Raw genomic sequence first — 16,400 nt, forward strand, 5'->3', positions numbered from 1 at the left:
CGAGTAGATTAACTGCTTTGGCTCTTTCATCTATAACCATAATAGTTTCCCTGAAAATAAATAGCAGATGCCCATCTCTGTGTGTTATAAGGAACAAGGGTTGAATTGACAATTCCATAAATAGGAAGATATGATAAGGATGCATACTAATGACTATGGTTAAAATTGTTTAGGTTGATAGCTAGGAGGATTTATATGAATTATGGTTTTGACCAAAATGGAAAGCCAACGATGGTATATGGTGTCGGTGAAATAGAGACTGCTAGCAGAGGGCTTGTTTATGTCATTTTGGTTTTATTGGGCATTGGAATTGTTTCCTTTGTGCTTACCTTATTTTTTGCCCTTTGGGTTGCTGTAGATCTTTTTGTATACTTCTTTTTAGAAGGTCTGCTACCATTAAAATTTTGGTTTTATTTTGCGGAATTAGATCATTGGATTGGCGTATGGGATAAATCACCCCAAAAATCTGTATTCTTTATAGCTGGTCTAGCTATCTTGTTCTTCATATTTTACAGAGTTTGGAAAAAACGTATCCAACCCGGCGTTGTTAAAACAATCGGAAAGATATGGATTGGCTCCAATTTAGCTATTCTAGCTTTTCGACTTCCCCTGTACATTGGATTATCAATCTATATTGCACTTGTGGGGATTGACGACTTTCACTTGTTCAAATCAGAAAAGGTTGAATATGTAAAACGTGAAAGCGGTTTTTACGCGAATCATTCAGATGCAACGATTGATACTAACCATAGTAAGATTTTCAATAAAAAAATAAAAGAAGATATCAATGGTACAGAATACGATGATTATATGATAGTTACATCTGGAACAAAACCTAACTCAGAAGAACCTGGTTATTGGACTTTGGTTAGTTTGAATTTACATAAGAAAGTGGATGAAATATTGTTTATTGGGGCTTTTGTGGAGTCTATGCAGGTGGATAAAAACAACCCACTAAGCGTTCAAATTAAAACCGGTCGGGAAATGGAACAAGAAAAAATAATCTTTGAAAAAACATTCACAGATATCCATCAAGTAGAGGAGTTTAAGGTTAACGTCAAAAACTCAGAGTTAGTAGACATAATTATTTCAAGTGACCATGAGTTCAACTTTGGTATTTTTGAATTGAAGAAATACATGTCTAAATAAATAGAAACAAAGCCTTTGGTTATTGCGTTTTTTTATGAATGATACTAATACAATAGTTGACGAATTTCTCTAAAATCCCACCCATACCTAATTAAAGGAGGGTGGGATTGGATGCTATACTTATTTCAAATAAACTATTCATTACTGCAAACATTTTCTTCAAGCAAAATATACATCCTTCATAATTCAACTGCTTCATATTTCAGCAATCGGCATTCCAACATTACGTGCAATAATTCTAGCATCTTTATCATTTGATAAAAAAAGCAACCGGTTGTGTCGTAAAAGGTCTTCTGTCTGTTTTTGATAAGCTTTTGTAAACGCTAAACTAGAATAGACAGTTATCGCCAAACAAGATTGGACACTTTTCGATACAAAATAACCCTAGTAATCTATAATTTTTAGTATGGATGAGGGGGATCGAAAGGTGAAAAAATTAATGTTATATGTTGAAATTCAACAAATGGCTGCACAAAAGTTTTCAATACTAGAGATTTCCAGGCAATTAAAAATCTCTCGAACAACTGTATATAAATATTTAGATATGTCCTTTGAAGAGGCAACTGAATGGGCTAATTCATTGAGTACAAGGAAGAAAAAACTTGATCCATATAAAGAATGGATTATAGCATGGTTGCGAGAATACCCACATTTGAGCGCTGCTCAAATCAAAGATTGGTTATTAGAGAGGTTTCCTGATCTTGAAGTCGCTGATAGTACGACGAGGCTTTATGTTAACGAAGTTCGTGAAGAATACCAAATAGCCAAGACGAAAAAAGTGCGACAATACGAGGCCGTTGAAGAACAACCAATGGGTAAGCAAATGCAAGTGGATTGGGGAGAAACAAAACAAAAAACTGAAGATAAAAAAGAGAAAAAGCTTCATTTTATTTCCTTTGTTTTATCACACTCCCGCTACAAATATATCGAATGGCAAGACCGCCCTTTTACAACGAGGGATACAATTCGATGTCATGAAAATGCTTTTCAATATTATGGTGGAATGCCAGAGGAAATCGTTTATGACCAGGATCACTTAATAACTGTAAGTGAGAATGCAGGGGATATTATTTTAACTGGAGAATTCCAGGCTTATAAAGAGCAACGTGGCTTTCGTATGTATCTTTGTAGAAAGTCTGATCCCGAGTCAAAAGGAAAAATAGAAAACGTCGTTAAATATGTAAAGTACAATTTCGCGGATAGTCGTATATTCACAAATATTGATAATTGGAATGAGCGTTGCCTGGCTTGGTTGAAAAGAACTGGAAATCACAATGTCCATCAGACAATTAAAAAAAGACCGGAAGAAGTGTTTCTCCTAGAAAAGCAACACTTACAACCAGTCTCTTACCTACTCTCGAAAGAGAGTATCCATAAACCTAGTATAACAAGAGTTGTAAATAAGGACAATACAATCACTTATAAGTCAAATCGTTATTCTGTCCCAATCGGCACCTACAGACCTAAAGGTGTCTGAATACCGTTGTAATTGATATTCAAGAAGAAAAAGATGATAAAAACACTCTGGTAATTAGGACAGATAACGCTAGTGAAGTCCTAGCCAGACACGAATTATCTATCGGTAAAGGCCAATTAATCAAAAATAGAAATCACCAAAGAGACCGTTCTAAAGGAATCGAAGCATTTAAAGAAACTGTTGTCCGACAGTTTCAAGACACAGAACTTGCATCAGTTTACATAGGACAACTCCTAAATCTTTATCCAAGGTATCGCAGGGATCAACTAACTACCCTGCAAAAAGCAACTATAGATTACTCTACTGTAATTGATGAAGCGCTTCTGAAATGTGTTAGGGAGAAGCTGATAAGTGCAAATGATTTTAGAGATGTGTCTAAGTTTTTGAGTTTAAATCTACAGCATTCTAGTGAAGGTCCTATTAAAAAGTACAAGCGTAAAAATCATGTGAATATTGAAGTGGAGACGCGACCAATCAGTACCTATACCGCTATATTAGGAGGTGTTTCTTTATGAGTGAGACGATAAGAACACTCCAAGATCAGTTTAAGCAACTTCGTCTATCCGAAACAGCAACTGAGCTTCCGACAATTCTCAGGCAGGCCGAACAGGCCTCCTGGACATATCGGGAATTCATTCAAGAAATTGTAAGTTATGAGTTAAAGAAACGTGAAGAAAAGAGTATTGAGAGGCGAATGAACTGGGCGAAATTCCCCTATATTAAAACGTTGAAGGAATTTGATTTGACTGAACAAGAATCGCTTAGTAGTCGCCAATTGACGCAGCTAGAAGAGTTGCATTGGCTAGAGGAACAATACAATATCATTCTATTAGGCCCACCTGGGGTGGGAAAAACACATATCTCAATTGGCATTGGGATAGAAGCAATCCAAAAAGGTTTTCAAGTTATGTTCGTTACGATGGGTGAACTTGTTAACCTACTCAAAACAGAAGAGTATATTCGAAAATCCCAAGTACAATTAAATCGAATCAGGAAGTCAGATTTAGTTATTATTGATGATTTAATGTACATGGCAATGGATCAGCGAGAAGCAAATTTGTTTTTTCATTTAATTAATCATCTTTATGAACGTAGTTCAATTATTTTAACTTCGAATAAAAGTCCAGACCAATGGACTGAATTAATGGGAGATGAAGGTATCACAACTGCAATATTAGATCGTCTACTGCATCGCGTTGAGGTCATTAATTTATATAACGATAGTTATCGCATGAAACATCGAGTAAGTTTGTTTGAAAGCGAAAGTGTTCAAAGTTAATTAGCATAATGTGTCCAATTCTACTTGACGGTTACAGCTTTCCCGATTTGATCTTGAAGTCAATCAACTTCATGCTCTGCATCTGATATTTTTGAAAGAAGTTCTTTACAATCTACCAAATACTCGCCTAACTGACGCTTCTTTTCATGTAAAAAAAGCGATACTTTACTAATCGTGTGATTGGCAGTATTTCAAAATTGTGAAATACATATCGCACCTTTTTTGTTAACCTTCCTAAAAATACAGAAACATCTTCCTTAAAATCATTCATAGACACACACTCTTTCTATCTTCATCTGTTATCTAAATAATGTATTAGAGAATTAACACACGCTTTTATAAGACTATTGTACCGTAATCAACATCAATCAATGATATAAATCACCTAGTTTATATAATGTAGTAAACTGAATGACCCCTATCCTTTTACTATTTCTCCAAAGAAAAAACACCCCAAAAGTTCGTTTCTCAACGTTAACTTTTTAAGGTGTTTTTCGAAATATGAAGGCGGTCTACCTTCTCTAATACATTTTCCATATGTAATTAACGACTACCAAATTTCTCAATCAATAAGAAAACAGCGACCTATAGATAAGTTTTTTCTAAAATATCCCGAACAAAACCATCCAACATTGCATTAAACGCTTCAAAGTTATCATCATTTGCATTATGAGATGCATGGGGAATTACTTAGAGTTAAAAACACGTTTTGTTCGCTCAGTCACGACAATACTTTTGGACATAATCTGTTTTGTCATATGCTCTTAATCTTGCCCGTAACAATTTCAAACAACTTATCACTATCTATCAAACTATTACCTGCACGACTCGTTTGAGATAACGAATTCTCTATTAAACTAAAATCATTTTTTGAAAGATTATATTCGTTATAATCCGTGCTAACATATAATTTTCCGAATAATTCTTCTAGACTCCCTACTGGGTTTTGCCCTAGACTATTTTGTAAATATAGTCTTAATTCATCGTTTGATAAAGCGACTTTTACTATATCTGGAAGTGTTATACTTGCTGCAATGCCATGCGGAATGTCTTTATGTAACGTCATATAATAAGACATAGCATGGGCAATTGCCGTTTGCGTATTTGAAAATGCTAGACCTGCTTGCAAAGTGGCTAACATCATTTCTGCCCGCAGACTTACATCATCTAAATTGTTCACTAGCTTTGGTAAGATATCTATTATTTTAGGTATTGCACTAGTTGCATAACTTAACGATAAGGGACTAGAATTCACATTCCATATGGACTCAAGACTATGCGACAATGCATCTAAACCCGTTTGTATTGTTAAATCCATCGGTAATGTCAATGTCAAGTTTGGATCACATAGAGCAACTTCACACCATAGTTGATCCGTATGAATAGAATATTTCTTCTTGTTGACATCATCCCAAATTGTTCCCCATGGCGTTACCTCACTACCTGTCCCAGCTGTTGTGGGGATTGCAATAATCGGTTTATATAGAATATCATTAGACTGATGACCATTCGTTAACATTTCTCGAATTAATTTAAACGGCTCTACATATGAACTTTCTTTATAAATCGAAAGAGCCTTAGCAATATCGATTACACTTCCGCCTCCTAACGCAACAATTACATCAAACGAATCAAAATTAAGTTCTTTATATAAAACTTCCAATTGTTTAAGTGTTGGATTTGGCTGTATATCGTTAATGATTTGGGTAATCAATGGATTCTTCTCTACTATTAAATTAACGAAACCACGTGTTTGAAATCCTTTAGAAGTAATTAAAAGCGCTTTCCGATCACCAATCCATAAAGGTAACCTTTCTAATGAACCAATACCAAAGTCAATTTTAACGGGATTATAATATTTGAAATTCAACGAAACATCTCCTTCGCCCTCTCATAATCTTCAAGAAAATCAACTTCTATCCATGGTTCTTGACTTGTAGGATAGCAAAGTATCTTTAATCCATCTTGTGCCATATTTGTAAAAGCAAATGTATCATAATCATTATAATGCTCTCCGGTTAAAGCATTTTCAATATAAGTAAATACAGCTTCCGGATTATGAATTGCTGCAAGGCCAATCCATTCTCCATCACTTTTATTCGGTGTAATTTCCTTATTAGATTCAATTAAATAATGTTGATCTGTTACAGATACTTTCATCGCTTCTTCATTCGTCTCTTTAAAATCAACGGATAAATCCATTGCAGTTGAAGCATCTTTTGTACTCTCGATGAAGTTCGACAATAATGTTTCCGAAAAAATCACATCGCCATGTAAATAATAAAATGGTTCTTGACCAACAGCGGTTTTAGCAAACCATAATGACCCCATATTATTGCAATATTTATAAAACGGATTGAAAATAAATTCTGCTTGACCTTTTGCTTTACTCATAATATTTTCTTTACGATACCCTACAACTATAAAAACTTCTTCTACGCCATGTGCTTTTAATAAAGATATATTTCTTAACAAGATTTCTTCATTATTTACTTTCAACAAAGTTTTAGGCGTGTCTAAAGTCAATGGGTATAATCTACTTGATAGACCTGCTGCAACAATCACTGCTTTTTTTATCAATTTTTATCACCGCTTATATATTTAATAAGTCTATTCTTCACTTCAAATGGCTTCACTTTTGGGCGTGCTAAATCTTCTTTTACACCTGGACTTGTTTTAAGATAACCAAATGTCAATCCAAGATTTCGATGCCACTGTTTAAGAGATTTTTGTAAATCATTCAAATTACTTAACCTAACTATTTGAGGGTAGCGAGCGCCTTCAACAATTTTTATGAAATCTACATTTGAAGAAACTGTTGCTTGTCCCCCTGTAGATTCATGCATCCCATTATCCAATAGCAAATGATAAAAATTATTAGGTGCGTAGTATGCATTCGTCGTTATCGCACCCATGCGCATCAAAAATGCTCCATCTCCATCAATGGCTATCACTTTTTTATCAGGACGAGCTAAGGCTAATCCTAAACCTAATGAACTTACACACCCCATCGATCCTACCATGTACAACTGATTTTTTTTATCTTCTAGTTCATACAACTCTCTACCAGTCACACCTGTTGTCGCAAGAAGAATTGTATCTGAATCTGAGGTGTTCTGAATTTCTCTTAAAGCTTCAATTCGCTTAGGAAATGCTAAGGCTGACTTGTTGCATATAGTTTTAGGTAGCGTTTCGTTCTCTTTAATTGTTGATGTTAATTGAACAGGGCCTAACGTTTTCTTTTTCACTATAAAGAAAAAGGATTCGCCCTGTTCTATTAAAGCATCTGCTCTTTTTAATTGTTGCTTCGCTTCATCAATATCTGATGATAATTGCTCATTCGCAATCTGCATAGTGTCTAATAACTCTTTCGTTATCTTTCCCATTAATTCGTGTTGTGGTTCGTCAGAAATTCCTTCTTCACCACGCAAGCTTACGAAGCCTAAAACAGGTATTTCAAAAATCTGATTTAAAGAAGTTAGGGGAGAAACTGCATTTGTTATGCCAGAGTTTTGACAAAGGAAAACTGTTTTCTTTCCTCCTAAGTGGGCTCCTGCACAAATTGCAACAGCATCTCCTTCATTGGCACTCATAACAAATTGTTCTTTATTAATTGCATAATTAATCATACTTTTTAAGAAAGAACAAGGTACACCACTATAAAAATTAAAACCAAGTGTATCCAGCTCTTTGCCTAAATCATGCATATCTAACAATTTATAATTCACCTGCTTTTTGCAAATCGACCATGTTATCTACATCTAGCCATGAACCACGAATGTAATTAACTGATACTTTATTAGCTTTAACAAGATGATTAAATAAATCACTTAGACGTAATTGTTCAAAAGAAGAATTTTGCATTAACTCATCAATTGCATTCCTAACAATTTCTGCGCCCTTCTCATTTACCTTCCAAAGACCAATAAATTCGCCCACAGCTTCATTATCTTCAAGATTTGTAGACATTTTCTCAAGATTAACAACTTGATTAAATTGCCTACGATTATATGCCTGATCAGTCTGAACGTAATCTATATATCCTTCTTTTTCTTCAACATCACTGTCTACAATTAAAACGATATCCTCGTCTGCATTTAATAACTCATTTAGAACATATTTCTTAAATAAAATATCCCCGAATGAAATAACCGTATCCCCTTGAATCTGTTCTAATGCTAAAGATAATGAATACAATTCCTTTGTCTTGTCGAACTCATCATTATCGATGACATTTATATTCTCTAAATTAATATACTCTTTACCGTATCCACGCACTACTGAAATATCTTTAATCCCCATTTGATTAAATTCATCTACTAATGTATGTAAAATAGGACTTCCATTTACCTTCAACAACGCTTTAGGGATTTCTTTCGTTAATTCACCAAACTTAGCTCCTCTTGAAGCAGCTAAAATAATTGCGTTTATTTCCTGTCCATACGTTGGCAAATATTTCTTTTCTGCTTCTTTTAATTCACTTGCACCTTGTAATTCAAAGATGTGACTCACACTTGCAACTGTGCCTTCTACATTCACTAAACTTTCATCTTCGAAAATTCTCTCTGATATTTTTTCCATTGCAGTTATTGCAGACCTTACATTATGGTTTGCCCAAATGACTGTGCTTACGCCCCATTCACGAAATTGTTCTGTTGGCGTAGAATAATACTTTGTTGGTACAATAATAACTGGGTGTCGATTTCCCCAAGCTTCCATAAATGCCTTAATTTCTAATGCATTCGATTTTTTACTATGCATTAAGATTGCATCAGCACCAGCTAGTCTATATGCTTCTGCTCTCCGCAATGCTTCTTCTAATCCCCAACCTGCAATAAACGCTTCGACACGTGCAACTACAACAAAGTCAGGATCCGTCTGTGCATCTTTCGCCGCCTTTATTTTCCCGCAAAACTCATTCATATCTGCAAGGGGCTGTGCTTCTCCATCTATAAATGAATTTGTTTTCGGAAACAACTTATCCTCAATACAAACTCCTGCAATTCCGCGTTGCTCCAATTTTCTTACAAGACGTCGCATATTATTGAAGTTACCATAACCGGTATCTCCATCCAATAAAATAGGTATATCAGTTGCATCGCTCATAAACTCGATGACTTCTAAAACTTGAGTCCAAGATGCTTCATTATTATCACGTACACCTAAAGCAGCAGAAATAGATAATCCACTCGCCCATATTCCTTTAAAACCTGTATTTTGAACAATCTTTGCAGATAATCCATTGTGAGCCTCCATCAGAAAACCTAATTGATCTGATTGAATCATGTTTTTTAATTGCGTTGTTTTTTTCAATCTAAATATCTCCTCTTATTAAAAAACTTATCATTTATTTCGACCATCTCAACATATCTTTTACTTGCTGAAATACATATTCATCATATTTTTTCTTTTTATCACTATTTTGCTGCGTAATGTCTATTTCTGTTTGATTTTCAACTAGTCGAGATTGATACCCCTCTAAATTAATTGACAAATCAGCTAAAACAAGATGCTTTGTTTCAAAATAATAACTTATATCTCCCTCATTAATACGAACTTTATATGTCTGGTTTGGATGAATAATTTGCGAAAAAGTAAATTCTCTTTCTTCGTTTTCTCCAAAAGCCTTTGGAATCCGTCCATCTATCTCTTGAATAGATTCAAGTCCACAGCTTTTTAAAATCGTCGGCAAAATATCGACCGTTTGAATTAGCTCTTCACTTTCTATGGTCGGTACATTTTTCCCACGCATCATAAACGGTACTTTTAGTCGATTATCACTTAATAAATTAAACCCTTCTTCTAAAAATGTTTGTCCATGATCTGAATGTAAAGTAACGACAAATTCGTCTTCACCATAGTTTTTTAAAATATAGTTATATAAAACACTTAATATACCATCTACTCTTCTGATTTCCTCAGCGTATTTAGCAACTTTGCTTTCATCAAATTTAGTCTGAACCGAGGTCGTTCCAATCTTATTTTTATATAATCGATTTTTAATATCTGTATTTACTTGACTAAACAAGTGATTTTCAATTTCATCAGGAACATTATGTAAATCTAGTAGAGATATTGCGAGAAAGTTATTTGTTTTATTAAACGACATAAGATGTTCAATCGTCTCCATAACAATCTCTTTACTGTCCATTCCTCCTAGAAAGTTTTGATAAATCATTCTGTTAAATCCTTTATTATATCCTAATGTTGGAGTTGTTCTCCAGTTTGGCGAGATATTCGTACAATAATAGCCTTGTTCTTGAAAATACTCAGCCAATAACTTGTGGGATTCTTTAAAAGTAAATAAATGTTCAGGTTGCAGTATTTTATGTTTCGTAGCATAGACGCCAGTATTGATACTACTTTTACTTGGTAATGTCCATTCGCTAACGGTATAACAATTTTTCGCCATAAATCCTTTCTTGAAGAATTTGTGTGTGTGAGGCATCATTTCCTTCAAACCATTTTTCTCCAGAAACTGATAGGAAAGTCCATCTATAAATATTTTTAATACTAACTTTTCTGGTTTCACTTGGGGTTCTAATTCAATAATATCACCAATAAATATTTCAGAATCCGATGAGATTTCTATTTCTCCGGGTTCAGTAATTCTTATATAATGAAATTGATTAATCCTTAATTTATCTCTTGAAAAATCAAACTTCTTTCCGTTTACCTTTATTTCAATATTAGTAGAAATTTTTAATTTGGAAATTGGAATAACAACAGGACCCTTAGTTTGATATTTCCTTAAGTTCCTACTTTTTTTTCCTTTTATTAATTCACTTTTAAAAAACATTCTCGTATTTAAATCTACATCCGCAATATTCAATATTTTATACATATTGACCATATACTCGTGCTCTGTACCTACGTGTTGCGGTTTTCGAATTAAACTCTCCCTATTCTTATCAATAGGATAAACCCTTGCATCTTCTTGATCTAAGACTTTCTTCATTTCATTCATTTTTTCATGTGTAACATTTGCCTTCGGATTCTCTTTTATTACATTTTCTAATGCACTTAATGCTAGTTCTTTATTTTCATCTGTGAAACCATATTTTATAGCGTAGAAAAAACTATTCAAAGATTGCTCTACTTCTTGAATAGCATTGTACATAAAGCCTAAATTGTAATAAATATTAAAGTTAAATGGATGCTCTATTGCACCTGCTTTCAACTCTTGAATAGCACCTTCCACATCATTAGCTTGAAACAATAAAATTGCTTTATAGCAATATTTTGCACTATTATTAATTACACTTGAATACTCTTCCAGTTTTTCTCGGGCTTGCTCGAGGTTGTTTTCTTCTATATTTAGTTCGATTTTTCGTGCAAGCGAAGAATAATACTCCATTTTTGAATTTAAAGACTCCATTATTAGCAACTCCGGTTTATTAATTTAAAGTAACTCTATTGATTATTAAATGGTTAATACGCTAGACAAATCCCCAACAACATCATCGTCCGTCATCCCAGGATAAATCGACAACGCCAAAGATTGCTCATCACTACTGGACATAAGACTTTCTCAAACCCTAATTTCTTGTAATAAGTCTGCAAAAAGACTGAACATATAATGTATATGCACACCAATCTTCAAGGCACGAATTTCATCGTATATTTCTCGTCGTTTTTTTTAATATTTTACGAGCAAAATAGATCCCAATGCTAATTATTCTATCTTAAAATTATCTCCTGAAAACTGTTTCTTTTTTGGAGTTCTAAGACTATGTTATAACCAGTTCCATTTGAAGCTAAAAATAATGCTGTAACTAATATTATACGTACAAAACTTTAGTTTCGGCATTATTTTTTCTATCCAATCTAAATATCTCCTTAATTACAATTCCAAATTGGTTTTTTCAGCACCCATTCTTCAAACTGATTTTTCATAAATAATTCTTCATTATAAAACTCATCAATAATACTGTAAAACTCAGTCGTTGAATATCCTAAAAAGTCAATAAACGATTCTACAGACTTTTGATCAAGTTTATGGTCATGTTTTCTTACTAGCTCAATACCTTCTTCTCTACTAATTAAACCATACCTAATATACTTTGATGCATAATCAGTTGCTGTCGCATGTCCAAACTTTGGATATTTCAACCATGGATGAATCAAGTAGGCCGGAGTTTCGATCTGATCGAACGTTTCAAAAGTATGTTCTCTTTGCCATTCATGTGTTAAATCCATAAAACCATTTCTCTTTGAAAAAATATAATTTTTATAACTATTCCATCTTACAAAATAACTTAAATAGATTGGTTCTAACTTGGCAACTTTATCTTCCGTAGGCGGCGTACATAGGCTTAAATCAGCTAAAGTAATGTTCTCATCTATCAATTCATTATAATCAATATCAGATGCTACACCGTTGTTTATTTGATTTCTCGCCGAATAGACCTCAAGTCGATCTGTTCCGCCATACTCATAACTTATATTTTCTCCGTAAACAATTAAAGGAATGTTGAGTTGTATTGCTATGTGAAGTGGATATGTATAAATTAAGCGTTCTGTAAACCAAACAGGCTTACCATACTTTTCAAATGTTTTTTTCATTATATATTTTTGTGCCTTCAAATTAGGCTTCAAGGAAATAATATGACAGCCAAATCTTTCAGATATATTCCTAATATTATTCTTTCCGGCATCTGTCATTTCTAGATTATCCTCTACCGAGACAAGTAGAGGATTCATTCCCATAACTTCCTTCATAAAATATACTTGATAGTGGCTATCTTTTCCTCCACTGACCGGAATAATACAGTCAAATTTGGTCTCGTCTTTCCTTCGATATTTGTCACATAATTGCTTGAGTTCTTTCAAACGCGCGTCCCAATCTGTCTGTTCCTTCTGTTCTTCTGCTACGCAGGCCTGACATATTCCTTTTTCATTAAAGTAAATACCTGGGCGTGTATCTGGCATAACACATTTTTTACAAAACTTCATTTTTCATTCACCTCATATAATTATAATTTTATATTCCTTACCAAGCATTCAATCCACCATCCACAATAATATTCTGGCCAGTCACATAACTCGATGCATCAGATGCTAAGTAAATTAGCGCACCTACCATTTCTTCAGGTTGTGACATTCGTCCTAATGGAATACGATTGCTATAATTCATCTTAAACGTATCATTTTGTCCACTTTCTACCCCACCAGGTGTAATGGCATTCACTCGAATACCTTCTTGTGCCCAGTAAGTCGCAAGATACTTTGTCAGTCCAATAACACCGGCTTTTGAAGCAGAATAAATTGCTGGGGAATTAATTTGACGATCTAAATAATAAGAACCCTCATATATTCGTTGGTCCGGTGCCATCACGCCATATATTGAAGAGGTTTGAATAATAGAACCTCCTTTTTGTTGGTCCTTCATTATTTTTCCAATATACTTGGCAACGAGGAACATACCATCTAAGTTTGTCCCCATAATTTCTTTCCATTGATTGAGTTCGTAATCTTCGAAATCGGCAAAAAAAGCATCTAAATTGCTTGACTTTCCGGCTGCATTATTATGTAAAATATTAATTTCGCCAAATTCAGCGAGAACCGATTCAGTCATCCCTTTTACGGACAACTCAGATGTAACATCACATTCAAAAGCTACAGCACTTACATCATATTTTGTCTTAATTGAAGTCGCTACGTTTTGTGCTTCTTTAATATTTATATCTACTACTGCAACATTGGCACCTGCCTCGGCTAATCCAGAGCAAAAATGGCTACCCAATATACCAGCACCACCTGTAACAATTGCCGTTTTTCCTTCTAACTTGAATTTTTCTAGATAAGATACTGTCATGATAATCCTCCTCTTTTCGTAGCTAAAAAAGAAACAAATTCAAAATCAAGTTCAGAATCGATATCAATTGATCGTTCTTCGGACATTTCATACAATAATGTTTTTTCCTGAAATACAGTTGTCGAGTTTAGCAATGTTTCTCTTCGCCAAATATAAATCGAGGCGTTCATATCATAACACTCCGGTGCATCTTGTCTGCGTACGATTACTTTATCAAGCTTCTTTGATAAACTAGCGTAACCCTCATGATTTATTTCAACTAAATTAAAATATGGACTTCTTCTTGAGGGAGCACCGGTAATTAAATTATCAGCATCCGGACTTTCTTCAAATAATTGAACTGATTGTGCAATATCATCTATCAATCGAAGTGGCGAAGTAGCATCCATATCAACAATTACATCAAAGCTTCTGCCTGTCTTTTTTTCTGCTAAACTTAGGCAATGCTGAATCACAGGTAATTTCGCCGCTTGATCAGTTGCAAGTTCAGGCGGTCTTTCAACCAATATGTCCGCGCCATATTGGTTAGCGGCGGCTAAGATCTCTTTGCTATCGCTACTGACTGCAATTACATCAAACAATCCACTTTTTTTCGCTTGTAAAATAGTATGAGCAATTAAAGGTTTCCCCAATAATAGTTTAATATTTTTATTCTTCACGCCTTTTGAGCCACCTCTGGCACAAATTGTACAAATTCTATTCATTAGACACCCACACTTTCTCTCGTGAAGCAAGTTCTGCCATCTCAATCATTTTCACTATATTTAAACCTTCCTCATAAGTACATAAAAATTCATTCTTACCGTTTAAAACAGCCATGTGCTGATTCCTATAAGTATCATCCCGTCCAGTTTCAAATTGAAGGATTTCACCATTAATTTGCAAAGTATTATTATTAAAATCTACTTTATATGTTTCTGTATTTGTATTAATAATCAGCGAACGCTGCGTCAAGTGATCCAAGTAATTCATTTGTAATGTGACAATTGGAACGTTTTTTGTTTTATATATAAAAGTAAAATGATCCTCAGATTCAATGTTTAAATCACTGAACTTACCGCCTAAAGCGGTCATTTCCTGCCATTCACCAAATAAAAACTGTAAATAATCCAACTCATGACTTAGATCACGAAGGACTCCCCCCCCTTTTGACCTACTGGCTGAATAAGACTTTGTATAATCAGTTCCAGGACGCCAAGTTGGTAAATACTGACCAACATAACATTGTACAGATACAATTTGTAACTTTCTTATCTTTTCAGCAAGTTTTTGTACTAAAGGATGAAACCTTAAATTATATCCGACAAATAGTGAGGCGAAATCTAATTGATTATTATTTCCAGGATATAATGGTTTTTCGACTAATATTTTATTTTTATAGCCAAGGTCTGCTAATCGATTTAAAACAACTTCGTGTTCACTTGTTTCATTCGCAATCACAATATATTTGGGTTCTTCTTTTAATAAGGCATTTTTTATATCTGAATAAAGATAAGGATAATCTACTTTTCTTCTCGATACAACAGCCACTCTATGGCCCAACTCATTTAAAATCCTTGTATGCCGTTGACCAATTGATCCATACCCAATCACTACACATTTTTGTTTATCCATCGTTGTTTACACCCATACTAAAGTTTTCACGATAATCACCATTCGCCTGCTCATAATCATCTAGCTGACCAATATCCAACCAATATTCTCTCAATGGAAACGCCAAAACTTTCTTTTCCTCACTCATCAACTTCTTAAAAAGTTCAGGCATATCATAAAAATCATCGCTGGGGACATGGTCTAACGCACTAGGGTCCAGCACATAGATACCAGCATTCACAAAGCTTTTATGTACAGGTTTCTCAACTATCGACAGTAGCTTATCATTATCGGTTTCAATAACACCATACGGTATCTGATATTCATATTCACGTACACACATCGTTGCCACAGAGTTTGTTTCATTATGAAAATCAAGTAATTGTTCAAAATTTATTTTTGTCAATAGATCACCGTTCATTACAAAGAAAGGTTCATTCGGCGTTTCTGATAATAGCGACAGAGCACCAGCTGTACCAAGTCTTTTCGTTTCTTCAATATATTCGATATTGACACCAAGATGTGAACCATCCTGAAAATAATCCATAATCATATCTTTTTTATAGTTAACACATAAAACAAAATTTATAAAACCAAAACTTTTGAAACTCTCAATAATTGTTTCGAGTATAGGCTTACTCCCAACATTCAACATTGGTTTTGGTATTGTTTTAGTCAGTGGATGAAGTCTTGTACCAAGCCCGCCTATCATCAAAATGACTTTATTTGTTTTTTTAGCCATTACTTCTAAATCATCAGCAAATAAAATATATTGTAGTACATTAGTTTTCGAAACAATAGGGAGTTGTTTTAATTTACGCTCTCGCATCTGCTTTTGATAGTAGTATGTCTGCTTTCCTACTCGTCCACAAAATGGATTTGGGTTCATAACTTCACTAATTTGCGTTTCTAAATCTAGTCCTCTTAATATCCCACGACGAATATCGCCATCTGTAACCGTACCAAGTAAATTCATTTCATCATTGATAACAGCTGTGAATTGCATAGTGGTTTCATCTATGATTTTCATCGCATCTATAATTGACGTATCAGGTTTTATTAGGACGTCTTGCCAATTCCTCATA

Annotated in this window: 12 protein-coding genes and 1 pseudogene; 3 read left to right on the forward strand and 10 right to left on the reverse strand. The window is 34.1% G+C overall.

The genetic code is table 11. The features are described 5' to 3' along the window. Positions 1-195: 195 nt before the first annotated feature. The 3 genes and pseudogenes from BI350_RS13760 (at position 196) to istB (ending at position 3,905) form a co-directional block, all read left to right on the forward strand. Positions 196-1,149: an MFS transporter gene (locus BI350_RS13760; RefSeq protein WP_075528658.1), complete on the forward strand. Its 954-nt coding sequence runs from the start codon at positions 196-198 to the stop codon at positions 1,147-1,149. Positions 1,150-1,588: 439 nt separating this feature from the next. Then, positions 1,589-3,141, forward strand: a pseudogene (gene istA, locus BI350_RS13765) (IS21 family transposase). Further along, on the forward strand, positions 3,138-3,905 hold the full coding sequence (gene istB, locus BI350_RS13770) for an IS21-like element helper ATPase IstB (protein WP_075528659.1): 768 nt from the start codon (positions 3,138-3,140) through the stop codon (positions 3,903-3,905). Before istA ends, istB begins: the two are co-directional and overlap by 4 nt. A 754-nt stretch (positions 3,906-4,659) precedes the next feature. Here istB and BI350_RS13775 read toward each other — a convergent pair. The 10 genes from BI350_RS13775 to BI350_RS13820 all read right to left on the reverse strand — a co-directional run bounded on the left by BI350_RS13775 (position 4,660) and on the right by BI350_RS13820 (position 16,399). Beyond that, positions 4,660-5,775: a phosphonoacetaldehyde reductase gene (locus BI350_RS13775; protein WP_075528660.1), complete on the reverse strand. Its 1,116-nt coding sequence runs from the start codon at positions 5,773-5,775 to the stop codon at positions 4,660-4,662. After that, the gene (locus BI350_RS13780; RefSeq protein ID WP_075528661.1) at positions 5,772-6,485 is read right to left on the reverse strand and encodes a phosphocholine cytidylyltransferase family protein; all 714 of its coding nucleotides are present in this window, start codon (positions 6,483-6,485) and stop codon (positions 5,772-5,774) included. The genes BI350_RS13775 and BI350_RS13780 overlap by 4 nt, the downstream gene beginning before the upstream one ends. Beyond that, complete coding sequence (gene aepY, locus BI350_RS13785) at positions 6,482-7,621, reverse strand: phosphonopyruvate decarboxylase (RefSeq protein ID WP_425423231.1); 1,140 nt, start codon at positions 7,619-7,621, stop codon at positions 6,482-6,484. Before aepY ends, BI350_RS13780 begins: the two co-directional genes overlap by 4 nt. A 1-nt stretch (position 7,622) precedes the next feature. Continuing rightward, positions 7,623-9,218, reverse strand: coding sequence for a phosphoenolpyruvate mutase (gene aepX / locus BI350_RS13790; RefSeq protein WP_075528662.1), 1,596 nt, complete (start codon positions 9,216-9,218; stop codon positions 7,623-7,625). A gap of 34 nt (positions 9,219-9,252) precedes the next feature. Next, positions 9,253-11,283 carry a sulfatase-like hydrolase/transferase gene (locus BI350_RS13795; protein WP_075528663.1) on the reverse strand — a complete coding sequence of 677 codons (2,031 nt, stop codon included), beginning with the start codon at positions 11,281-11,283 and terminating at the stop codon, positions 9,253-9,255. Positions 11,284-11,744: 461 nt separating this feature from the next. Then, positions 11,745-12,860 carry an N-acetyl sugar amidotransferase gene (locus BI350_RS13800; protein ID WP_075528664.1) on the reverse strand — a complete coding sequence of 372 codons (1,116 nt, stop codon included), beginning with the start codon at positions 12,858-12,860 and terminating at the stop codon, positions 11,745-11,747. Between the two features lie 37 nt (positions 12,861-12,897). Then, on the reverse strand, positions 12,898-13,722 hold the full coding sequence (locus BI350_RS13805) for an SDR family oxidoreductase (RefSeq protein WP_075528665.1): 825 nt from the start codon (positions 13,720-13,722) through the stop codon (positions 12,898-12,900). Then, positions 13,719-14,426, reverse strand: a complete 708-nt coding sequence (locus BI350_RS13810) for an acylneuraminate cytidylyltransferase family protein (protein WP_075528666.1) — start codon at positions 14,424-14,426, stop codon at positions 13,719-13,721. The genes BI350_RS13805 and BI350_RS13810 overlap by 4 nt, the downstream gene beginning before the upstream one ends. After that, positions 14,419-15,336: a Gfo/Idh/MocA family protein gene (locus BI350_RS13815; RefSeq protein WP_075528667.1), complete on the reverse strand. Its 918-nt coding sequence runs from the start codon at positions 15,334-15,336 to the stop codon at positions 14,419-14,421. Before BI350_RS13815 ends, BI350_RS13810 begins: the two co-directional genes overlap by 8 nt. Further along, on the reverse strand, positions 15,329-16,399 hold the full coding sequence (locus tag BI350_RS13820; RefSeq protein WP_075528668.1) for a nucleotidyltransferase family protein: 1,071 nt from the start codon (positions 16,397-16,399) through the stop codon (positions 15,329-15,331). Before BI350_RS13820 ends, BI350_RS13815 begins: the two co-directional genes overlap by 8 nt. Position 16,400: the final 1 nt, after the last annotated feature.

The sequence above is a fragment of the Sporosarcina ureilytica genome (genome assembly GCF_001753205.1).
In the GTDB taxonomy this organism is placed as follows: Bacteria; Bacillota; Bacilli; order Bacillales_A; family Planococcaceae; genus Sporosarcina; species Sporosarcina ureilytica.